This window comes from Marinobacter vinifirmus (assembly GCF_002258215.1).
Taxonomy (GTDB): domain Bacteria; phylum Pseudomonadota; class Gammaproteobacteria; order Pseudomonadales; family Oleiphilaceae; genus Marinobacter; species Marinobacter vinifirmus.
Genome location: NZ_NEFY01000001.1, coordinates 448,376 through 470,732, shown reverse-complemented (window position 1 = coordinate 470,732; position 22,357 = coordinate 448,376). Strand labels below are relative to the sequence as shown.

Below are 22,357 nucleotides of genomic sequence, written 5' to 3'. Positions count from 1 at the left end.
TTATCCGAGTTTGCGGTTCAGGCTGTCGAGCAGTCCAGACACGAAGGGCCAGGCGACGGCACTGGTCAGCGCCGGCCATAGGTAACTGAAGCCGGGTGTGTCGGCGCCGAACAGCTGTTTAACGAAATGCACCAGCATCTGGTTGATGCCCACTAACAGAAACACCATCAGACACTGCTGGGGCAAGGGATACATGCGCAGGCGGTGATGAACCGTCAGCACCAGGAAGGCAATCAGGGCCATGGCCATGGCGTTGACGCCCAGCGGTGTGGATTCCAGGATATCCAGCAACAGACCCAGGCACCAGGCCATCACAATGCCGAATTGAGCGGGCGCCCGGAAGGTCCAGTAAAAGACGATAAGCCCCAGCCACTCGGGGCGGAACTCGAACCAGCCCACCGGGAACCAGGAAATGCTGAGCACCAGCGCCAGAACGACCGTTAGGGCAAACAGGGGGTAGCTGATCACCGACAACATCAGTTCTGCTCCTCCACTTCTCCGAGCGGTACCAGCGGGGCTTCGGCTGGCTCATCCTTCTGCTGGAACACCACCAGTACCAGGCGGCTCTGGTTCAGCCGGGCCTTTGGCACGGCGACAATATCCACAAACGGCTCGCCCGGCTCCTTGGAAATGCTGCTGACTTCTGCCACCGGATAGCCCCGGGGAAAACGACCACCCAGGCCCGAGCTCACCAGCATATCGCCTTCGCGGATATCGGCAGTGTCGGGTACATGCACCAGTTCCAGTTCGTCGGTCTCGCCGTTACCCAGCAGAATCGAGCGCAGGCCGTTGCGAACCACTTCCACGGGCACGGCATGGCTGCTGTCCGACACCAACAATACCCGGGAGGTAAACTGGCTGGTCTGGATCACCTGGCCCAACAGGCCTTCGGCATCGAGCACCGCCTGCCCGGTGGTTACACCGTCGTTGCTGCCTTTGTTGATGACAACCTCATGGGAGAAAGGGTCCGGGGAGACCGCGACCACTTCGCCGACAATCACCCGGTCATCCAGCACTTCGGAGGAGTTCAGCAAGCGGCGCAGTTCGTTGTTTTCAGACGCCAGGGCGGCGTATTTGAGGGCCCGACGCTCGAGAATGAGCAGTCGGGTTTTGAGTTCTTCGTTTTCCTGCTGCAGGTCGTCGCGACTGACAAACAGGCCGGAGAACCAGTCGCTGAAGCGGTAGGGCGCGTTGCCCAGCCAGTAAACGGGGCCAAGGCCGGTAGCAATCACGCTGCGCACCGGTGCCAGCTTGTCAAAACGGCCATCGGCAGCGATTAACGCTGCCGATACCAGAATCACAAGCAGAAGTCTGAAGCCGGGAACCGGCCCCTGGACGAAGATGGTCTTAATGGCTTAGCCCTCCCACAGGGTCACCCCTCCTGGGAGAACATTCCGATGCCACCGCGATCAATGACTTCCAGCGCCTTGCCGCCACCACGGGCAACACAGGTCAGCGGGTCTTCGGCGATGATCACCGGCAGACCGGTCTCTTCACTGATGAGTTTGTCCAGACCACGCAGCAGGGCGCCACCACCGGTCAATACGATGCCGCGCTCTGCGATATCAGAGGCCAGTTCGGGCGGAGACTGTTCGAGGGCGCTTTTCACGGTCTGGACGATCTGGGCCAGGGATTCCTGCAGGGCGTCCAGGATCTCTTCACTGTTCAGGGTGAAGGCCCGGGGAACACCCTCGGCCAGGTTGCGACCGCGAACGTCGATTTCGCGCACTTCCAGGCCTTCGTAGGCGCAGCCGATTTCGTGCTTGATGCGCTCGGCGGTGGAATCACCGATCAGGCTGCCGTAGTTGCGGCGCACGTAGGTGACGATGGCTTCGTCGAATTTGCCGCCGCCGACACGCACGGAATCCGCATAAACGATCCCGTTCAGGGAGATGATGGCGATTTCGGTGGTGCCGCCGCCGATGTCGACGATCATGGAGCCGCTGGCTTCTTCTACCGGCAGGCCGGCACCGATGGCCGCCGCCATGGGCTCTTCAATCAGGAAGACTTCACGGGCACCGGCGCCCAGGGCAGATTCGCGGATGGCTTTGCGTTCAACCTGGGTGGATTTGCTGGGCACGCACACCAGCACGCGGGGGCTCGGGGTGATGAAGCTGTTTTCGTGCACTTTGTGGATGAAGTGCTGGAGCATTTTTTCGGTGACAACGAAGTCTGCAATCACGCCGTCTTTCATGGGGCGGATGGCGGTAATGTTGCCCGGGGTACGGCCAAGCATGCGTTTTGCTTCGGCGCCTACGGCGGCGACCATTTTCTGGGACCCGCTGGTGCGGATGGCGACAACGGAGGGTTCGTCCAGTACGATTCCGCGATCACGTACAAAAATCAGTGTGTTGGCGGTGCCCAGGTCGATGGACAGGTCGCTTGAGAACAGGCCTCGGAGTCTTTTGATCAGCATTAGTGTAGTTTCAACCTGAGAGTTGCGGTTGCGGATGTAGAAGAATCCGGCAACTTTAGCAGTGGCGCCATTTTCAGGCAAGGCGCCATCCGGGGCGGGAGCTTACCATTCTCACATTTTTGGGCGTGTTCCGGGGCCAATCTTGGCTGCGATTCTGCTAATATATCGACCTTTATTGCAGCTAGGGTCTTGTGCGCCTTTCTTTCGGTGCGCAGATGCTTGTGGGTAGGGCTTTCCAAAACACGCTCCTTCGGCACATCCATGTGGCGCTTGGGCTCCGCCATCCTTGGCTCCGCACAGTTTTGGAAAGCCCTACCCACAAGCATCTCCAAACATTATTCCTGGCTTCAAAACAGTCATTAAATTGTTTTCACACTCTTTTATTCCTATTGGAGGCAACGTGAGCATTTCCCGCGAGGACATCGAAAAAGTTGCCGTGCTCGCCCGCATCAAGGTGGACGGCGAGCAGGTTTCGGCTCTGGAGAAAGATCTCGGCAATATCCTGGATCTGGTGGATCAGTTGAGTGCCGCAGATACCGATTCGGTGGAGCCCATGGCGCATCCGCTGGATGCGGTGCAGAAGCTGCGGCCGGATGTGGTTACCGAGACCAATCAGCGGGAGGCGTTTCAGGCGATTGCGCCGGCTACCGAGGATGGGTTGTATCTGGTGCCCAGGGTTATTGAGTGATTTGGTCGTCCATCAGAGATTTCGGGATTTATCATGCATAACAAGTCTGTAGCAGAGCTTTCCAAAGAGCTGGAGAGTGGCAGGATTTCGAGTGTGGAGCTGACTCAGCAGTTCCTGGACCGTCTGAAAACGGAAGACGGCAAGTACAACAGTTTTATTACCATCTCCGACGAGCAGGCGCTGGCTGAGGCGAAGGCCGCTGATGAGATGCGCGCAGCCGGTAAGGCCACGGTGTGGACCGGGGTGCCGTTTGCCCATAAAGACATTTTCTGCACCAGTGGCGTTCGCACCAGCTGTGGTTCGAAGATGCTGGATAATTTTGTGCCTCCTTACGACGCCACTGCAACAGCCAATTTTAAGGCGGCCGGTGCGGTGTGTCTGGGCAAGACCAACATGGATGAGTTCGCCATGGGTTCGTCCAACGAGTCCAGTTTCTATGGCGCGGTGACCAATCCCTGGGGGCTGTCCAGCGGTGACAAGCGGGTGCCGGGTGGTTCTTCCGGCGGTTCTGCGGCTGCGGTAGCGGCGCGGCTGGTGCCGGCGGCGACGGGTACCGACACCGGTGGTTCCATCCGCCAGCCGGCAGCGCTGTGTGGCATTACTGGCCTGAAGCCGACGTACGGCCGGGTGTCTCGCTATGGAATGATCGCCTTTGCTTCTTCCCTGGATCAGGGCGGGCCGATGGCGCGCACGGCGGAAGACGCGGCGCTGATGATGAATGTGATGGCGGGCTACGATCCGAAGGATTCCACCTGCATCGACCGGGCAGTGCCGGATTACACCGCCACCCTGAACGAGCCGCTGAAGGGCCTGAAGATTGGCTTGCCGAAGGAATACTTCAGCGATCAGCTGTCTCCGGCTATGGAAGAACAGGTTCGTAACGCGATTCGCGAGTACGAGAAGCTGGGCGCGACGGTGAAGGAAGTGTCGCTGCCGAACGCGAAGCTGGCCATTGCGGCTTATTACGTGATTGCGCCGGCAGAGGCTTCGGCCAACCTGTCCCGGTTTGACGGTGTGCGTTACGGCTATCGCTGTGAAGATCCGAAAGACCTGATGGATATGTACACCCGCACCCGGGCGGAAGGTTTTGGTAACGAGGTGAAGCGCCGGATTCTGGTGGGCTCCTATGCCCTGTCCGCCGGTTACTTCGATGCCTATTACCTGAAGGCCCAGAAGGTTCGCAGGCTGATCCAGCAGGATTTCATCAATGCGTTTAAAGAAGTGGACGTGCTGATGAGCCCGGTGTCGCCAACACCTGCATTCAAGCAGGGTGAAAAGAACACCGATCCCGTGTCCATGTACCTGGAAGACGTGTTCACCATCGCCATCAACCTGGCGGGTATTCCGGCCATGTCGGTGCCGGCCGGGTTTGTTGACGGCTTGCCGGTGGGGCTGCAGATTATCGGGGACTACTTCTCCGAAGCGCGCCTGCTGAACGCCGCCCATCAGTTCCAGCAGGTGACCGACTGGCACCAGCGTGAACCTCAATAAGCCCGGACTAGGAGACGAACACATGCAGTGGGATATCGTGATCGGGCTGGAAATTCACGTTCAGCTCGCCACCCAGACCAAGATTTTCTCCGGCTCCAGCACCGCTTTCGGTGCCGAGCCCAACACCCAGGCCAACGCCGTTGACCTGGCCATGCCCGGTACCCTGCCGGTACCCAACGAGCAGGCATTCCGCTATGCGGTGATGTTCGGCCTGGCCACCAATGCAGAAATCGGCCGCCGCTCGGTCTTCGAGCGTAAGAACTACTTTTACCCGGACCTGCCCAAGGGCTATCAGACCACTCAGCTGGCGCAGCCCATTGTTGGCCCCGGCTACGTGGATATCGACCTGGCCGACGGCAGCACCAAGCGCGTGCGCATTCACCACGCCCACCTGGAAGAAGACGCCGGTAAGTCTCTGCACGAGGACTATCATGGCATGTCCGGCATCGACCTGAACCGCGCCGGCACACCGCTGATCGAGGTGGTGACCGAGCCGGACATGACCAATGCCGAGGAAGCCGTAGCCTTCGCCAAGAAGCTGCACAGCATCGTCACCTCCCTGGGCATCTGCGATGGTGACATGTCTCAGGGCTCCATGCGCTTTGACGTGAACATCTCCCTGAAACCGAAAGGCTCCGACACCCTGGGCACCCGCACCGAAACCAAGAATCTGAACTCCTTCCGGTTCATGGAACAGGCCATCGCCCACGAAGTGGAGCGGCAGATGGATATCCTGGAAGACGGCGGCAGCATCACCCAGGAAACCCGCCTGTACAACGGCGACCGGGACGAGTCCCGCTCCATGCGCACCAAGGAAGAAGCCAACGACTACCGCTACTTCCCCTGCCCGGACCTGCTGCCGGTGGAAATCGACGACGCCTTCATCGAAGACGCCCGCGCCCGCCTGCCGGAACTGCCGGATGCCCGCAAGGCCCGCTTCAAGGAGCAGTACGGCCTGAACGACTACGACGCCGGCATCCTGTCTGCCGATGCCAAACTGGCCGCGTTCTTCGAAGAAACCGCGGAACACGGCGAAGACGCCAAACTGGCCGCCAACTGGATTCAGGGCGAGTTCTCCGCCCGCCTGAACGCGGAAGAAAAGTCCGTAGCCGAAGCCCCGATCACCGGCGCACAGCTGGGTGCCATGGTGACCCGCATCGCCGATAACACGCTGTCCTCCGCCGGCGCCAAGAAGGTGTTCGAGGCGCTGTGGACGGGCGAGAACGACGATGTCGACGCCATCATCGAAGCCAAGGGCCTGAAGCAGGTATCCGACACCGGCGCCCTGGAGTCCATGGTGGACGAAGTTCTGGCCGGCATGCCGGATCAGGTGGCTCAATACCAGAACGAGGAAGATCCGAAGAAGCGCAAGAAGATGCTCGGCGGCTTCATGGGGCCACTGATGAAGGCCTCCAAGGGCCAGGGCAACCCCAAGCTGTTCAATGAGATTCTTGTTCGCAAGCTTGGCGGCTAGCATTGGCGTGGGCCGTTTTGTTTCGGCCCTAGCTTTCGGATTGTGGGGAGGGCGGCTTTGTTCGCAGCCTGCCCAGTATGCGGGAGGGCCTTGGCGGGAGGCTCCTCCCAAAAACCGCTCCTTACGGCACATCCATGTGGCGCTTCTGCTCCGCCATCCATGGCTCCGCAAATTTTTGGGAGGAGCCTCCCGCCAAGGCTTTTCTGACTCTGCACAATAGTCCGCCCACTGTACCCTGTAGGAATATCAACGCAGTCTCAGTTACAAACTGAATGCATACGTGAAGCCCCGGCGCGCCCGCCGTTCAACGGACTATTACTGCGTAGTCCGCATGGCAGTGTTTGGGGCCCCTTCCCAAAAATTTCGGAGGCCATGGATGGCCGGAGAGAAGCGCCACAGGGATGTGCCGTAAGGAGCGGTTTTTGGGAAGGGGCCCCAAACACAGCCCACCACCGAAACAAACAGGCTAGGGCCGAAACAAGACGCAAACCACCAAGCTAAGACCCCATACGCCGAAACAGCCGCTCAAACTGGGCGATATTTTGCTGGATGTAGTCTATGAACGCCTGCATGGCCGGAGTCGGGTGCCGGGCCTGGGGGTAGACCACGCACCAACTGCGACGCAGGGGGAAGCCGGTGATGTTTAGGGCCTGCAGGGAACCCAGGGCCAGTTCTGAAAGCACGCTGAGCTTTGGCACTACCGCCACACCCAGACCGGCCAGGACTGCGTGCTTCACTGCATCGTTGGAACCTAGTTCCATGGTTGGCTCCATCTTCAGGCGGTGTTGCTGGCAGTAGACCTCCAGCGCCAGGCGGCTGCCGGAGCCGGTTTCCCGGGTTAGCAGCTGGCTGTTTAGGAAGTCCTGGGGTGCTACAACCTCCTGCTCCAGCAGCGGATGGCCAGCCGGGACGATGGGGACGAGTTCGTTGTCGAGAAACGGCAGCGAGGTCAGCGGACGGTCGGGCGGCACCATACCCATGATCACCAGGTCGTCGCTGTTGTCGTTCAGGCGCTGCAGTGCGGTGGCGCGGTTGACCACGGCCACCGAGACGTTGACCTGAAGGTTCAGTTGCAGGAATGAGCGCAGCAGGTAGGGCACCACGTATTGCGCGGTGCTGACGGCCACCAGTTTTAGATCCCCCGCTACCCTGCCCTCCAACGCCGCCAGGCGGTTCTGCATGTCTGCCAGTTCGTGGAATACCGAGCGCACGCAGGCGGCCATTTCTTCGCCTGCGGCGGTGCAATACAACTTGCGGCCCACGTATTCGAACATGGGCATGCCCAGGGCCTGCTCCAGGTGGCGTACCTGGCTGCTGACTGCGGGCTGGGTCAGGCCCAGCAGGTCGCCGGCTTTGCTGTAGCTTTTCAGGTCGTAGACCGCCTTGAAAACCTGCAGCTGCCGGAAGGTCAGGCGGTTGGCGAGTTTCTGGATACTCAGGGGCATGGGCGTTCCCGAATCAGTCTATTCATAAGATATTAGTTATACATAAGCGAAATAATATCAATTTTTCGTGATCCGTCATCCCCGTTACTCTTTTCCCACCTTCATTCGGGACGACGAGACGAGGAATCGCCCATGTTGAAGCCCACGCTTAAAAAAGTTCTGATCGCCAACCGTGGCGAAATTGCGGTGCGTATTGTCCGCGCCTGCGCCGAGATGGGCATCCGCTCGGTGGCGATTTATACCGAGCCGGATCGCTACGGCCTGCACGTGAAGCGCGCCGACGAAGCCTACTCACTGGGCGAAGACCCGCTGGCCGGCTACCTGGACCCGGCGCGGATTGTGAACCTGGCGCTGGAGACCGGCTGCGATGCCATCCATCCCGGCTACGGCTTTCTGTCGGAGAATGCCCGCTTCGCCCAGCTGTGCGAGCAGCACGGGATTACCTTTATCGGCCCCAAATCCGATGTTATCCACAAGATGGGCGACAAAACCCAGGCCCGGGACAGTATGCGGTCAGCTGGCGTACCCATTACCCCGGGTTCCGAGGGCAACCTGGCAGACCTGGATCACGCGCTGAAGCTGGCTAACGAGATCGGCTACCCGGTGATGCTGAAAGCCACCTCCGGTGGTGGCGGCCGGGGCATTCGCCGGTGCGACTCTCCGGAAGAGCTGAAAACCCAGTACCCGCGGGTGATCTCCGAGGCCACCAAGGCTTTCGGTTCGGCCGAGGTGTTCATGGAAAAATGCATTGTGAACCCGCGCCATATCGAGGTTCAGGTGCTGGCTGACAGCCACGGCAATGCCATCCACCTGTTCGAGCGGGACTGCTCCATCCAGCGCCGCAACCAGAAGCTGATCGAGATCGCCCCCAGCCCTCAGCTTACCCCGGAACAGCGCCAGTACATCGGCGGCCTGGCGGTAAAGGCGGCGAAAGCGGTGGGTTACGAGAACGCCGGTACGGTGGAGTTTCTGCTCACCGGCAACGAAGTCTACTTCATGGAGATGAACACCCGGGTGCAGGTGGAGCACACCATTACCGAAGCCATCACCGGGGTGGATATTGTCCGCGAGCAGCTGCGGATCGCCGCCGGCGAACCTTTGAGCTACCGGCAGGAGGACATTTCCTACCGGGGCTATGCCCTGCAGTTCCGGATCAATGCGGAAGACCCGAAGAACGACTTTCTGCCCAGCTTCGGGCGCATCACCCATTATTACGCACCGGGCGGCCCCGGCGTTCGGGTGGATACGGCCATCTATACTGGCTATGAAATTCCGCCCTACTACGACTCCATGTGCCTGAAGCTGGTGGTCTGGGCCCTGACCTGGGACGAGGTGATTGCCCGGGGCAAGCGGGCGCTGGATGACATGCGCCTGCACGGCATTACCACCACCGCGAACTATTACCAGCAGATTCTGGATCACCCGGATTTCCGGGCCGGTGTGTTTGATACCAGCTTTGTGCCGAGCCACCCGGAGCTGCTGAACTATTCCGCCAAACGTCACCCCAGTGAAATTGCCCTGGCCATTGCCGCCACGATCGCAGCCCATGCCGGCTGGTAATCCGCAGGAGGATTGAACATGAGTAACGCCAAGAAAATTGCCAAACGAATTGAAGTATCCGACGTTATCCTTCGTGACGCGCACCAGTCCCTGATTGCTACCCGCATGCGCACCGAAGACATGCTGCCAATCTGCGACAAGCTGGACCAGGTGGGTTACTGGTCGCTGGAAGTCTGGGGCGGCGCCACCTTTGATGCCTGCGTGCGCTTTTTGAAAGAAGACCCCTGGGAGCGCCTGCGCCAGCTGCGCCAGGCCCTGCCGAACACGCGCCTGCAAATGCTGCTGCGGGGCCAGAACCTGCTGGGTTACCGGCATTACGCCGATGATGTGGTGGAAGCCTTTGTACAGAAAGCCGCCGACAACGGCATTGATGTGTTCCGGGTGTTCGATGCCCTGAACGATCTGCGTAACCTGGAAACCGCCATGAAAGCGGTGAAGAAAGCCGGCAAGCATGCCCAGGGCACCATCTGCTACACCACCAGCCCGGTGCATACTCCCGAGCTGTTTGTTCAGCAGGCCCAGGAACTCAAAGCCATGGGTGCAGATTCCATCGCCATCAAGGATATGGCGGGTCTGCTGACCCCCTATGCCACCTTTGAGCTGGTGAACGCCATCAAATCCGCCGTCGACCTGCCGCTGGTGATTCACAGCCATGCCACCGCAGGCCTGGCAGCCATGTGCCAGTTGAAAGCCATCGAAGCCGGTGCCGACCGGATTGATACCGCCATTTCCTCTTTTGCCAACGGCACCAGCCATCCGGCCACCGAATCCCAGGTGGCCGCCCTGAAAGGCACCGAATACGACACCGGGCTGGACCTGGAACTGCTGAGCGAAATTGCCGATTACTTCCGGGAAGTGCGCAAGAAGTACCATCAGTTCGAAAGCGAATTCACCCGGGAAGACGTGTCAGTACAGATCAACCAGGTGCCGGGCGGCATGATGTCCAACCTCGCCAACCAGTTGAAGGAGCAGAACGCCCTGGACAAAATCCGGGACGTGTTCAGCGAGATTCCGCGAGTGCGGGCGGACCTGGGCTACCCTCCACTGGTAACCCCCACGTCCCAGATTGTCGGAACCCAGGCGGTGTACAACGTTCTGGCCGGACAGCGTTACAAGACCATCACCAACGAGGTAAAGCGCTACCTGCAAGGCGGCTACGGCCATCCGCCGGCTGAGGTGAATGCCGACATCCAGAAGAAAGCCATCGGCAATGAAAGCGTAAACGAAGGCCGGCCGGCAGACCTGCTGAGCCCGGAGCTGAACAAATTGCGAGAAGACATTGGTAGTCTGGCCACCTGCGAGGAGGATGTGCTCACATACGCTATGTTCCCGGACCTCGGCCGGGAGTTCCTGCAGCAGCGAAAAGATGGCACCCTCAAGCCGGAAGAACTGCTGCCGGCCGAGCACAAGGGCCGTGACCGAATGGGCACTGCCGTGGCGACCGAGTTCCGCATTGACGTGCACGGGGAAACCTACGAAGTCGCCGTTACCGGCGTGGGCGCATCCGGCCCCGGCAAGCGCAAGCTGTACCTGTCGCTGGACGGCATGCCCCAGGAAGTGGTGTTCGAGTCGCTGAACGAATACGAGGCCTCAGCCGGCGGTAGCGGCCGCAAGCAGGCCACGGATCCGGGCCATGTCACCACCACCATGCCCGGCAATGTGGTGGATGTACTGGTCAAGGAAGGCGATACTGTCGCCGCTGGCCAGGCGGTGATGATCACCGAAGCCATGAAAATGGAAACCGAAATTCACACCAGCGTGGACGGCACCGTGCAGGCGGTTTACGTCACCAAGGGCGACCGGGTTACTCCGGGCGAAGTATTGATCGAGATTGCCTGACCGGCAGGAGGAAACACTATGGACCACATTGTTCGCGGCGTACTGGATTTTCGCAAGAACGTTTACCCGGAACACAAAGACCTGTTTGGCGCCCTGGCCGACAGTCAGAACCCGGATGTTCTGTTCTTCACCTGTTCCGATTCACGCATCGACCCGAACATGGTGACCGGCTCCAACCCCGGTGACCTGTTCATCTGCCGTAATGCCGGCAACGTGATCCCGCCCCACAGCAACGAGACCGGAGGCATGACCGCTTCCATCGAATATGCTGTGGCGGTGCTCGGCGTGCGACACATCATCGTCTGCGGCCACACCGACTGCGGTGCCATCAAAGGTGCACTGGATATCCCGGCCCTTAAGGGCCTGCCCCACGTAAAAGAGTGGCTGGGGCATTGCCGTTCCGCCATGGAAATCGTTCGTGAACGCCATGGCATTGACGGTGACACGCCGCTGGATCCGAAATACCTGAACGAAGCCATTGAGGAAAATGTGCTGCAGCAGGTTCAGCACCTGCGCACGCACCCTGTGGTGGCGGCCAAGCTGGCTACCGGAAAGATCGAGATTCACGGCTGGGTGTACGATATCAAGTCCGGCAACATTCGTTGCTGCGGGCGGGATAGCATCGAGTTCAAGAATTTCGATGACTATTATGCGGAGACGATTGCTCGGGTTGCTGAGGCCTGACGTCTTTGTGTGGTGTTTGGGCGGGGTGGGGATACCTTCCCTCCGGGAAAAAAGAACTCGCTTCGCTCAGACATCTTTTTTTCCTGCGGGAAGGCATCCCCACCCCACCCTTTCAGACCTTGGCCTCACACGCCAAGACCCCGCCCCTTATTCCGATCAGGCCAGTACGGCCCAGAGGTCGTGCTCGTCGGCATGTTCTACTACCGCCTGGACAATCTGGCCTGGCTGCAGGTCGGTCTCGCCATTGAGGTAGACCATGCCGTCGATTTCAGGGGCGTCGGCCTTGGAGCGGCCGATGGCGCCTTCTTCGTCAACTTCATCAATCAGCACATCAATGGTCTTGCCAATTTTGGCCTGCAGGCGTGCCGCTGAGATTTCAGCTTGTTTGGCCATAAAGCGCGCCAGGCGCTCTTCCTTCACTTCTTCCGGCACGGCACCTTCCAGCTCGTTGGCTTTCGCGCCCTCTACCGGGCTGTAGGTAAAGGCGCCCACGCGGTCGAGCTGGGCTTCGTCGAGCCAATCGAGCAGGTACTGGAAGTCTTCTTCGGTTTCGCCGGGGAAGCCGACAATAAAGGTGGAACGAATGGTCAGTTCCGGGCAGATCTCCCGCCACTTCTTGATGCGCTCCAGGGTTTTGCTGTCGTGGGCCGGGCGCTTCATGGCCTTGAGCACGTTCGGGCTGGCGTGCTGGAAAGGGATATCCAGGTACGGCAGGATCTTGCCTTCCGCCATCAGCGGAATAATGTCGTCGACATGGGGGTACGGATATACGTAGTGCAGGCGAACCCACACGCCCATATCACCCAGCGCTTCACACAGGGACTGCATCTTGGTTTTCAGGGGCCGGCCCTGCCAGAATCCGGTGCGGTATTTGATATCCACGCCGTAGGCGGAGGTGTCCTGGGAGATCACCAGCAGTTCCTTCACGCCGGCATCCACCAGGCGCTTGGCTTCGTCCATGACATCACCAATGGGACGGCTGACCAGTTTGCCGCGCATGTCCGGGATGATGCAGAAGGTGCAGCTGTGGTTGCAGCCTTCGGAAATCTTCAGGTAGGCATAGTGGCGCGGGGTCAGCTTTACGCCCTGGGGCGGCACCAGGTCCACAAAGGGGTCATGGTCTTTATTCGGGGGTACAAACTGGTGCACCGCGCCTACCACTTCTTCATAAGCCTGGGGGCCGGATACCGCCAGCACACCGGGGTGGGTTTCACGGATTTTGTCTGCTTCCACGCCCATGCAACCGGTTACGATGACCTTGCCGTTCTCGCTGATGGCCTCGCCGATGGCGTCCAGGGATTCCTGCTTGGCGGCATCGATAAAGCCGCAGGTGTTTACCACCACGATGTCGGCGTCGTTGTAGGTTGGCACTACGTCGTACCCGTCCAGGCGCAGCTGGGTAAGAATGCGCTCGGAATCAACCAGTGCCTTCGGGCAACCCAGGCTGATAAAGCCGACTTTTCCGCCCTTGGCGGTGTTTTCTGTTTTCTCGGTCATAACGGTTCTGCAGGAATCCCGGAGCAAAGCTCCTGATGAATGTAGGCGGCGATTTTACCTCAGCAGAATTGCAACTGCAGCACTATCCGGCTACCGGTCGTGGGTGGATAATACGGATCACCGCAGGCCATTCTGTGAACCATGGTTCAGATTTAATTCATAAATTTGCAATAATATGCTTCAATACCCTTGCTGGTCATAATTTGAACAACTACACTCTCTCAGCAATCAAACACCTGTTCGGAAGCCATCTATGGGAAAGGCAACACATCTGGAAACTGCATTCGCCAGAAGGGTTCGGGTCAAGCCCATCGCTGCAAGGCACAACCTGCGCAACCAGCAACGGGTGGAAGTGTCTGCCGACATTTTGATTGAACGAGCGGATGGCAGCCGCCTTGACGGCAAAATTGCCAACCTTTCCCGCTCCGGCGTGATGATTTCCTGCTCACAGGACACTGCCCGGACACTGCTACCCGGCCTTGTCCCGCCGGCTCCCGGCCAGTCGATGGAAGTAACCACCCGTTTCAGCGTGCCGGTATTACCCACCCAACCGGTTGCCGTGGTAGCCGAAGGCAATATCGTGCACATGCGCCGCGTTGCCAGGGACGAGTTTCACCTGGGCATCCGTTTCTGCGAATTTGAAGGCAACGGCTTTGATTATGTAGACCGTTACGTGGCCAAGCTGCTGGCAGGAAGCTGACCGGCATACCCGCCGGACTGCCCGCGAGTCGCTATATTTTTAGAACCCGAAGTTCTTGTTGCCTATCTTTTTATTCCATATTGCCCTCTGATATAGTCGGTTTTCTGAGTTAAAGCCCTTACTGGCCTTTGCGGCAACGGAAAACCATGACCACATACAACCTCACCCATCTCAAGCAGCTGGAAGCAGAAAGCATCCACATCATCCGGGAAGTAGCGGCCGAGTTCGACAACCCGGTTATGCTGTATTCCATCGGCAAGGATTCCGCCGTGATGCTGCACCTGGCGCTCAAAGCCTTCTATCCGGGCAAGCCCCCCTTTCCCCTGATGCACGTAGACACCACCTGGAAATTCCGGGAGATGATCGAATTCCGTGACAAGCAGGTGAGCCGTTACGGGCTGGATCTGATCGTGCACACCAACGAAGAAGGCGTGAAGCAGGGCATAGGTCCCTTCACCCACGGCAGCGCCAAGCACACCGACATGATGAAAACCCAGGCCCTGAAACAGGCTCTGAACAAGTACAAGTTTGATGCCGCCTTCGGTGGCGCGCGCCGGGATGAAGAGAAATCCCGGGCCAAGGAGCGGGTGTATTCGTTCCGGGATGAACACCACCGCTGGGATCCAAAAAACCAGCGCCCGGAGCTTTGGAATATCTACAACGGCAAGGTCAACAAGGGCGAAAGCATTCGCGTGTTCCCGCTGTCGAACTGGACCGAGCTGGATATCTGGCAATACATCTACCTGGAAAACATCGACATAGTGCCCCTGTATTTCGCCGCCGAGCGCCCGGTGGTGGAGCGCGACGGCACCCTGATTATGGTGGACGACGACCGCATGCCACTGAAAGAAGGCGAAAAGCCGATGCTCAAGTCGGTGCGTTTCCGGACCCTGGGCTGCTACCCCCTGACCGGCGCCATTGAATCCGGGGCCAATACGCTGCCGGACATCATCCAGGAAATGCTGCTGGCCACCAGCTCCGAACGGCAAGGCCGGGTAATCGACCACGATTCCGCCGGCTCCATGGAACAGAAAAAGCGGGAAGGGTACTTCTGAGATGTCACACCAGTCTGAACTGATCGCCGACGATATTCTGGCGTACCTGAAACAACACGAAAACAAAGAGCTGCTGCGCCTGCTTACCTGCGGCAGCGTGGATGATGGCAAAAGCACCCTGATTGGCCGCCTGCTGCACGACACCAAAATGATCTACGAAGATCACATGGCCAGCCTGAAAACCGACAGCGCCAAGATGGGCACCACCGGTGAAAAACTGGACCTGGCCCTGCTGGTCGACGGCCTGCAGGCCGAGCGTGAACAGGGCATCACCATTGACGTGGCCTACCGCTACTTCAGCACCGACAAGCGCAAGTTCATCATCGCCGACACCCCGGGCCACGAGCAATACACCCGCAACATGGCCACCGGCGCCTCCACCGCGCAACTGGCGATCCTGATGATCGACGCGCGCCACGGCGTTATGACCCAGACCCGCCGGCACTCGTTCATCGCTTCACTTCTGGGCATTCGCCACATTGTGGTGGCGGTGAACAAGATGGATCTGGTGGCGTTCAGCGAACAGCGCTTCAACGAAATCCGCGACGAGTACCTGGCCTTTGCCACCAAGCTGGGCCTGAAGGACATCCGCTTCGTGCCGATTTCCGCCCTGGACGGCGACAACGTGGTGAACAAGAGCGAGAACACCCCCTGGTTCACCGGCCAGCCATTGATGGAAATCCTCGAAACAGTGGAGGTCTCCCGGGACAAAAACCTGGAACACTTCCGCTTCCCGGTGCAGTACGTCACCCGCCCCAACCTCAACTTCCGGGGCTTCTGCGGCACCGTCGCCTCCGGCGTGATCCGCCCGGGCGAAACCGTGATGGCCCTGCCCTCACGGCGCACCAGCAAAGTGAAGGAAATCGTCACCTTCGACGGCAACCTGAGCGAAGCCTACATCGACCAGGCGGTGACCCTGACCCTGGAAGACGAAATCGACATCAGCCGTGGCGACATGCTGGTGAAAGCGGACGACGAGCCGGAAGTTCACAACCGCTTTAACGCCAACATTGTCTGGATGACCGACGCGCCTCTGGAAACCGGCCGCCTCTACGACATCAAGCTGGGGCCCACGTTTACCTCCGGCACGGTGAAAAAGATTCACCACCAGACCGATGTAAACACCCTGGAGCAGAACCCGAACCCAAGCCAGCTTCAGCTCAACGAAATCGGCCTGTGCGAACTGACCCTGAACCAGCCCATCGCGTTCGACGCCTACCAGCGCAACCACGCCACCGGCAGCTTCATCGTCATCGACCGCCTGACCAACGTAACGGTCGGCGCCGGTATGATCGCCGGCCTGGCCGATGGCCTGGAATCGCTTGATCCGGTTACTTCTGAGGAGCGCGAGCGCCGCCTGGCCCAGAAACCGGCCATCATCGCCTGCACCGGCAAACAGGCCCCGCAACTGGCCCTGGCCGTGGAGCGGGCTTTGTTTGACCAGGGCAAGACGGCGGTGGTGGTGTCCGAAGAAAACACCGGCGACGCCGACGAGCGCCGGCGCGTGGCTCAGCTGCTGACCGCCCATGGCCTGGTGGCTGTGGCGGTGAACCTGGGCACTGACATTGCCAATGCCAGCGTTTCTGCTGATTCGGAGACCGATATTCAAGCTGCGGTTGCCGGGCTCTTGCCGGAACTGGCTCGGAGTCAGCGGGTTTAAGCTCTTGATTCCCCATCCTTGGCGGGCGGGCTGCCGGGGTGGGGGATGGTTTTCTTTGGAAAAACAACTCGCTTCGCTCAGACATCTTTTTCCGGCAGAAAACCATCCCCCACCCCGACGCCGGCAGAGATTTTTAGGGGGGGGGCTGTAATCCAACTGTTTGTTGGTGGTTGCCACTTTTTGGCCTGCACAGTATCCTGTACAGTACAGCATTCTGTACAGGGCATATTTTATGGACGCTATCAGCTATACCGTTGCAAGAAGTAATCTGGCGAAAACCATGGAGCAGGTTTGTGAAGACCACTCACCGGTGATTATTACCCGGAGCAAGGCCCAGTCTGTGGTGATGATTTCGCTGGAGGATTACGAAGCACTGCAGGAAACCGCCTATCTGCTACGGGCACCCAAAAACGCCCGCCGTCTTTTGGAATCCGTCGCTGAACTGGAACAAGGCGGCAGTCAGGAAAAGGACCTTCTTGAATGAAACTCATCTTCTCCGAGCACGCCTGGGAAGACTATTTGTACTGGCAGAGAACTGACAAAAAGGTCGTTAGTCGCATCAACAAACTTATCAAGGAGACCATGCGGGAGCCCTTCGAAGGCATCGGCAAGCCGGAGCCACTAAAGCACAACCTCGCCGGTTACTGGTCACGCCGGATTAACGAAGAAGACCGCATGGTCTACAAAGTCACCGAAGACGCCCTACTCATCGCCCAGCTCCGATATCACTACTGACAGCAAACACCCCCTTATCCTCAGCAGTTCCAGAAAAAGCCGACTTCACTCAAATGGTCTGCCGGTCGTGGGGTGGTGGTTTATTTTTCTGCCGGAAAAAGATGTCTGAGCGAAGCGAGTTGTTTTTCCAAAGAAAAATAAACCACCACCCCGCGACCCGCCCCCACAACTCGAAAGCTACAATGAATCCCACGCCGAACCATGGCAAAATCCCCCGCCCACCAAGATTAACCACAGGAGCTGAACACAATGGCCATCAAACACCTGCGCACCGCCTTCGCCAGCCAGTACCAGCCGGGCCAGCCCGCCCGCCTTGTTGCCGGCGAGGCCCTGCAGGAGCCCGGTGGCGATTACGAAGCCTTGCACAAGCAGATGAAGCGCCTGTTCAACAGCAAACCCGGCAAGAAATACGGCCGCTTCTCGGACGACATCGGCGAATGCCCGTTCAGCGCCTGGCTTAAAGACTACCTGGAAGACAAACAAACCTTCACCGCCATGACCGACCGCCTGTTCGGCCAGTGGCAGGAACTGCTCAATGGCAGCCAGGAAGAGTTTGATGGCCACCTGATGGTGGTGCACGACGCCCTGGCGGATTCCGAAGTGGTTTACCTGTTCATCCTCGAAACCGACGGCGCCATGCGCTTCGACGGCAGCCAGAAACTGGACGCCACAGACGTGCTGAGCCTGTCACGCCTGAACCTCGCCGTCCGAATCGAACTGGACGAATGGCGTAACGAGAACACCAGCGACAACTACATGACCGTCGTTCATGCCCGCGGCACCGGCGACCCCGGCGAATTGTTCCTGCGCCTGTGCGCGTTCACCAACAGCGTGGATGTGGAAAAGGAAACCATGACTTTCCTGGACGCAGTGGAAGCCTTCGCCAAGTCCAGCGAACCGGAAAAGGCCGGGGAAGTCCGCGCCAAGGCCTACGAATTCTGCAAAGACCAGCACGCCCTCGGCGAGCCGGTGGCCATCGAGGCGCTGTCCAATTACCTGGACGAAAGCCAGCCTGAGCGCTTCAAGGAATTCGCAAGCAAGAACGCAGAAATGCCCGAAACCGGCGTGCTGCATCCGGACCACCGCAAGGTCAAAAAACTGGTGCGCATTGCCGGCTCTGGCGGGGGTATGAGCGTGTCTTTCTCTTCTGACCTGGTGAACCAGGCCGTTTACTACGACCGTGACAAAGACGCCCTGACCATTACCCGCTTGCCCAAGGCTCTGCGGGAGCAGCTGCAGCGGTACCTGGAAGCCCGCGAGGACTGAGTTGTGCTTTCCTAGCCTGCTGGTTTTGGGGGCGGGTCGCGGGGTGGGTGAAGCTTTTTTCTTTGGAAAAACAACTCGCTTCGCTCAGACATCTTTTTCCGGCAGAAAAAAGCTTCACCCACCCCGCACCGGCATTGCTCCATACTGACCGCTTAGGTTTCGGATTCTATGGGGAACACTACGACGATGGTCAGTCTGATCGGGAAAGTCTATGCTTGTCTCCATGGTTGGATAATGGCGGAGTTAACAAGGGGGGCGTCACTGTGAGGTTAACGGCTGAAGAGGTACTTGTTATCAAAGCCTCTGTCAGGGAGATTTTTGGCCCGGGCGCCAGAGTGGCCCTGTTTGGGTCGCGCGCCGATGACACAGCCAGAGGGGGCGACATCGACCTGCTGGTCACTATCGACGAAGTAGCAGACCACCCTGCCTGGGATGTAGCCAGACTTCAGGCCAAAATCATCAAACAGCTAGGCGACCGAAAGATTGACATTCTATTGGATGCCCCAAATCTTGAGCGAGCCGTAATTCACCAAATTGCCCGGGCACAAGGAATTGCTCTGTGAAGGTATCACCAGAAATGCAGGAAAGGCTCAAATTTTTGAGCCGAGTGATTGACAAGGAAATCAAGCACCTGAACTACGCCGCACAACAGGTATTTGATCCAGTTTTACCCTTTCAGTCGGTTGAAACACTGGACTCAAACCCGGAGCTGGCAATGAAGGTCGAAGCCTTCACCAGCCGCTTTTGCCGACTGCAAGACACCTTGGGAGATAAACTACTTCCCGCGTTGTTAATAGCCTTGGGCGAACCAAAACAGGCTCTGTTATTCAACCTCGAAAAAGCCGAGAAGTATGGTTGGCTTGAATCTTCTGAGCAATGGATTGCACTCAGGCAGTTACGCAACCAAATGATCCACGAGTACATCGAGAACGCTCAGACATTATTTGATGCGCTGATCACGGCGCACTCCAAGATCAGCGTGCTGACAGAATTTGCGAGCGATCTCGAGAAACAGGTTGGAGCATTAGTCCACCAAGACTAGCCTGCTTCGATATTCTCTGGCTGCTCATCCCACCGGGGGCGATTCGCCCTTATCTTTCTGACTTCCTGCATCCACCCTACCCCGTCAACCAGCTCGCCAGTTTCGTGGTCGATGGGCGGATACGGCAGGTTGCGGTCGTCGCAGTAGCGCTTCACCGTGGGCTGGCACCAGCAGAACAGCAGGCGGTTGTATTCGTCATCCGGCATCCGTCGCTGATCAAACATCCCCGCCAGCTTACGCTGCCGCTGGGCTTCCGAGAGGATGATGGAACAGGCCGACGACACATTCAGCGACTCCACCATCCCCATCATCGGAATCACGATATGCTCATCCGCCTGCTCGGCGGTCACCGGGTTCACCCCGTCCACCTCGTTACCCATGATAATCGTGCACGGCACGGTGAAATCCACCTCCCGAAAATCCACCGCCCGGTCGGACAATTGCGCGGCATACAGCTTGTGCCCCTGCGCCTTCAGCTCGGTCACCGCGTTGTCCATGGTGGGATGGGTGTGGGTTGTTACCCAGTGAAAGCTTCCGCCGGCTGTTTTGCGAAACGCCCGAAAACCCTCCTTCGGCCAGACCACGTGCATGTTCGCCACACCAAAGGCGTCGCAGGAGCGGATGATGGCGGACAGGTTTCGGGGTTTATGCACCTGGTCCGTCAGCACCCGCAGGTCGGGTTGGCGGGTGTTCAGGACTTGTTTGATTCGGGCGAGGCGTTCGGGGGTCATGGGTAAAATCCAGGCCTTGTTAATGACAGCACAGCGGTCCGGGAAGGGCTTTGGGGGAGGCTTTCCAAAAATTTGCGGAGCCATGGATGGCGGAGCAGAAGCGCCACAGGGGCTCAGCCGAGCGCTTATGAAGCAATGCTTCATGCGACAGCTGAGCGACCACAATCTGTGATTGTGGGCCGGACCCCGAAGGGGTGCCGTAAGGAGCGTTTTTTGGAAGCCCCATCCCACAAGCCTTCTTGCACCCACGCCGGAAAGCTGGAAATGATACCACAGCAAAACTAGAGACAATCCGAGACAACGGTGGTTGAAGTTTAGGCACCCCGTTATAATACGCAGTCAATTTTTGCCAGCGCCCCACACCACCCCGGCGCAACACACACCAAACTACGTGAGACCCATGGCCAAGAAGCTGTTCATCAAAACCCACGGCTGCCAAATGAACGAGTACGACTCTGCCCGCATGGCAGACCTGCTCAAAACCGGCGAAGCGGTTGAAATGACCGACAACCCGGATGACGCCGACATCCTGCTGCTGAACACCTGCTCCATTCGCGAAAAAGCCCAGGAGAAAGTGTTCCACCAGCTCGGCCGCTGGAAACGTCTCAAAAGCAAAAAGCCCGATATGATCATCGGCGTCGGCGGCTGCGTTGCCAGCCAGGAAGGCCAGGCCATCCTCGACCGGGCACCTTACGTAGATATGGTCTTTGGCCCGCAAACCCTGCACCGCCTGCCGGACATGATCAGCGAAGTGCGCATGAAAGGTAACGGCGTAGGCGTGGTCGACGTCAGCTTCCCGGAAATCGAGAAGTTCGACAACCTGCCCGAACCTGGTGCCGACGGCCCTTCTGCGTTCGTTTCTATCATGGAAGGCTGCAGCAAATACTGCACCTTCTGCGTAGTGCCCTACACCCGCGGCGAAGAAGTCAGCCGCCCGGTCGACGACGTGATCGCCGAAGTGGCCCACCTGGCTGCCCAGGGCGTGCGCGAAGTGAACCTGCTGGGCCAGAACGTAAACGCCTATCGTGGTGACACCCACGACGGCGACCAGATGGACCTGGCGGAGCTGATCGAAGTAATCGCCACCATCGACGGCATCGATCGAATTCGCTACACCACCTCCCATCCGGTGGAATTCAGCGATGCCCTGATCGAGGTCTACGAGCGGGTACCAGAACTGGTCAGCCACCTGCACCTGCCGGTACAAAGCGGTTCCGACCGCATCCTGGCAGCCATGAAGCGTGGCCATACGGCGCTGGAGTACAAATCCAAGCTGCGCCGCCTGCGCAAGATCCGCCCGGACATCAGCTTTTCTTCGGATTTCATCATCGGCTTCCCGGGTGAAACCGATAAGGATTTCGAGGACACCATGAAGCTGATCAACGACATCGGCTTTGATATGTCCTTCAGCTTCATCTACAGCGCCCGTCCGGGTACGCCGGCGTCGGATCTGCCGGACGATACGCCGATGGAGGTGAAGAAGCAGCGGTTGAGTATTCTGCAGGATCGCCTGAATCAGAATGTGATGGATATCAGCAGGAAGATGGTGGGTTCCACTCAGCGGATTTTGGTGACTGGTCTGTCCAAGAAAGACCCGGGCGAGTATGCGGGGCGTACCGAGAACAACCGCATCGTGAACTTCCGCCACGAGAATCCTGAGGTGGTTGGCCACTTCATCGACGTAGAAATCGTCGAGGCCTACCCGAACTCTCTTCGTGGTGTGCCGGTTAGTTCTGAGTTGTTTTAGGCTTCGGCACCTATGTGTTTGTTGTTTGGGGGCGGGATCTTGGGCGGGTAGGCCTTCCAAAAACCGCTCCTTACGGCACATCCCTGTGACGCTTCTGCTCCGCCATCCATGGCTCCGCACATTTTTGGAAGGCCTACCCGCCCAAGCTCCGACCATCAACAGTGCAGCATGCCAAAACGCTCACCATAGTGCGTTCATCATGAAGCAACAGCCAAGCCAGCTTGATTTTTAATCAGCGAACCTGCACATAGCAAGAAAGGCCGGTGCGTGGGTTCGCTTCCACAGGGTATCGTAGGCCATGGATGGCCGAAGCTAAGCGAACAGGAC

At 58.7% G+C, this 22,357-nt stretch carries 21 protein-coding genes; 15 read left to right on the top strand and 6 right to left on the bottom strand.

All coding sequences use genetic code 11. The features are described from left to right. The 3 genes from mreD to B9Q17_RS02205 are packed head-to-tail and all read right to left on the bottom strand — an operon-like array spanning nt 1 to nt 2,413. Nucleotides 1–477 (bottom strand): rod shape-determining protein MreD, encoded by a 477-nt coding sequence (gene mreD / locus B9Q17_RS02215; protein WP_022989687.1) that lies wholly within the window; start codon nt 475–477, stop codon nt 1–3. Beyond that, the gene (gene mreC / locus B9Q17_RS02210) at nt 477–1,343 is read right to left on the bottom strand and encodes a rod shape-determining protein MreC (RefSeq protein WP_082641021.1); all 867 of its coding nucleotides are present in this window, start codon (nt 1,341–1,343) and stop codon (nt 477–479) included. Before mreC ends, mreD begins: the two co-directional genes overlap by 1 nt. Before the next feature lie 29 nt (nt 1,344–1,372). Continuing rightward, nucleotides 1,373–2,413, bottom strand: a complete 1,041-nt coding sequence (locus B9Q17_RS02205; protein ID WP_094623971.1) for a rod shape-determining protein — start codon at nt 2,411–2,413, stop codon at nt 1,373–1,375. A 403-nt stretch (nt 2,414–2,816) separates the two neighbouring features. Here B9Q17_RS02205 and gatC point away from each other — a divergent pair, with 403 nt between their 5' ends. Genes gatC through gatB form a run of 3 tightly spaced genes read left to right on the top strand, consistent with a single transcriptional unit; the run spans nt 2,817 to nt 6,069 of the window. Beyond that, a complete protein-coding gene (gene gatC, locus B9Q17_RS02195) occupies nt 2,817–3,104 on the top strand; it encodes an Asp-tRNA(Asn)/Glu-tRNA(Gln) amidotransferase subunit GatC (protein WP_014422114.1) in 288 nt (95 codons plus the stop codon). 33 nt (nt 3,105–3,137) lie between these two features. Next, nucleotides 3,138–4,595: an Asp-tRNA(Asn)/Glu-tRNA(Gln) amidotransferase subunit GatA gene (gatA, locus tag B9Q17_RS02190; RefSeq protein ID WP_094623917.1), complete on the top strand. Its 1,458-nt coding sequence runs from the start codon at nt 3,138–3,140 to the stop codon at nt 4,593–4,595. Between the two features lie 22 nt (nt 4,596–4,617). After that, on the top strand, nt 4,618–6,069 hold the full coding sequence (gatB, locus tag B9Q17_RS02185; RefSeq protein WP_094623916.1) for an Asp-tRNA(Asn)/Glu-tRNA(Gln) amidotransferase subunit GatB: 1,452 nt from the start codon (nt 4,618–4,620) through the stop codon (nt 6,067–6,069). 497 nt (nt 6,070–6,566) lie between these two features. Here gatB and B9Q17_RS02180 read toward each other — a convergent pair whose 3' ends face one another. Then, complete coding sequence (locus tag B9Q17_RS02180; RefSeq protein WP_094623915.1) at nt 6,567–7,514, bottom strand: LysR family transcriptional regulator; 948 nt, start codon at nt 7,512–7,514, stop codon at nt 6,567–6,569. Between the two features lie 132 nt (nt 7,515–7,646). Between B9Q17_RS02180 and B9Q17_RS02175 the strand changes: the two genes are divergently transcribed. The 3 genes from B9Q17_RS02175 to B9Q17_RS02165 are packed head-to-tail and all read left to right on the top strand — an operon-like array spanning nt 7,647 to nt 11,597. Beyond that, the gene (locus B9Q17_RS02175) at nt 7,647–9,074 is read left to right on the top strand and encodes an acetyl-CoA carboxylase biotin carboxylase subunit (RefSeq protein ID WP_094623914.1); all 1,428 of its coding nucleotides are present in this window, start codon (nt 7,647–7,649) and stop codon (nt 9,072–9,074) included. Between the two features lie 36 nt (nt 9,075–9,110). Next, complete coding sequence (gene oadA, locus B9Q17_RS02170; RefSeq protein ID WP_232903168.1) at nt 9,111–10,913, top strand: sodium-extruding oxaloacetate decarboxylase subunit alpha; 1,803 nt, start codon at nt 9,111–9,113, stop codon at nt 10,911–10,913. Between the two features lie 18 nt (nt 10,914–10,931). Continuing rightward, on the top strand, nt 10,932–11,597 hold the full coding sequence (locus B9Q17_RS02165) for a carbonic anhydrase (RefSeq protein ID WP_058341316.1): 666 nt from the start codon (nt 10,932–10,934) through the stop codon (nt 11,595–11,597). A 156-nt stretch (nt 11,598–11,753) separates the two neighbouring features. Here B9Q17_RS02165 and rimO read toward each other — a convergent pair whose 3' ends face one another. After that, complete coding sequence (gene rimO / locus B9Q17_RS02160; protein WP_094623912.1) at nt 11,754–13,094, bottom strand: 30S ribosomal protein S12 methylthiotransferase RimO; 1,341 nt, start codon at nt 13,092–13,094, stop codon at nt 11,754–11,756. A 253-nt stretch (nt 13,095–13,347) separates the two neighbouring features. Here rimO and B9Q17_RS02155 point away from each other — a divergent pair, with 253 nt between their 5' ends. The 8 genes from B9Q17_RS02155 to B9Q17_RS02120 all read left to right on the top strand — a co-directional run bounded on the left by B9Q17_RS02155 (nt 13,348) and on the right by B9Q17_RS02120 (nt 19,552). Continuing rightward, nucleotides 13,348–13,794, top strand: a complete 447-nt coding sequence (locus tag B9Q17_RS02155; protein ID WP_094623911.1) for a PilZ domain-containing protein — start codon at nt 13,348–13,350, stop codon at nt 13,792–13,794. Nucleotides 13,795–13,940: 146 nt separating this feature from the next. Next, a complete protein-coding gene (cysD, locus tag B9Q17_RS02150; RefSeq protein ID WP_094623910.1) occupies nt 13,941–14,849 on the top strand; it encodes a sulfate adenylyltransferase subunit CysD in 909 nt (302 codons plus the stop codon). A 1-nt stretch (nt 14,850) separates the two neighbouring features. Further along, complete coding sequence (gene cysN, locus B9Q17_RS02145) at nt 14,851–16,509, top strand: sulfate adenylyltransferase subunit CysN (RefSeq protein ID WP_094623909.1); 1,659 nt, start codon at nt 14,851–14,853, stop codon at nt 16,507–16,509. Nucleotides 16,510–16,741: 232 nt separating this feature from the next. Beyond that, entirely contained in the window at nt 16,742–16,993 is a 252-nt protein-coding gene (locus B9Q17_RS02140) for a type II toxin-antitoxin system Phd/YefM family antitoxin (protein WP_094623908.1), read from the top strand. Beyond that, a complete protein-coding gene (locus tag B9Q17_RS02135) occupies nt 16,990–17,244 on the top strand; it encodes a Txe/YoeB family addiction module toxin (RefSeq protein WP_058341320.1) in 255 nt (84 codons plus the stop codon). Before B9Q17_RS02140 ends, B9Q17_RS02135 begins: the two co-directional genes overlap by 4 nt. A 249-nt stretch (nt 17,245–17,493) precedes the next feature. Next, the gene (locus B9Q17_RS02130; protein WP_058341321.1) at nt 17,494–18,510 is read left to right on the top strand and encodes a nucleoid-associated protein; all 1,017 of its coding nucleotides are present in this window, start codon (nt 17,494–17,496) and stop codon (nt 18,508–18,510) included. Nucleotides 18,511–18,572: 62 nt separating this feature from the next. Continuing rightward, nucleotides 18,573–19,073, top strand: a complete 501-nt coding sequence (locus B9Q17_RS18340; protein ID WP_244177284.1) for a nucleotidyltransferase family protein — start codon at nt 18,573–18,575, stop codon at nt 19,071–19,073. Next, nucleotides 19,070–19,552, top strand: a complete 483-nt coding sequence (locus tag B9Q17_RS02120) for a hypothetical protein (RefSeq protein ID WP_094623907.1) — start codon at nt 19,070–19,072, stop codon at nt 19,550–19,552. Before B9Q17_RS18340 ends, B9Q17_RS02120 begins: the two co-directional genes overlap by 4 nt. Here the strand turns inward: B9Q17_RS02120 and trmH are convergent. Further along, on the bottom strand, nt 19,549–20,283 hold the full coding sequence (gene trmH / locus B9Q17_RS02115; protein WP_094623906.1) for a tRNA (guanosine(18)-2'-O)-methyltransferase TrmH: 735 nt from the start codon (nt 20,281–20,283) through the stop codon (nt 19,549–19,551). The genes B9Q17_RS02120 and trmH overlap by 4 nt on opposite strands. A gap of 400 nt (nt 20,284–20,683) precedes the next feature. Between trmH and miaB the strand changes: the two genes are divergently transcribed. Then, nucleotides 20,684–22,030 carry a tRNA (N6-isopentenyl adenosine(37)-C2)-methylthiotransferase MiaB gene (miaB, locus tag B9Q17_RS02110; protein WP_094623905.1) on the top strand — a complete coding sequence of 449 codons (1,347 nt, stop codon included), beginning with the start codon at nt 20,684–20,686 and terminating at the stop codon, nt 22,028–22,030. Nucleotides 22,031–22,357 lie beyond the last annotated feature (327 nt).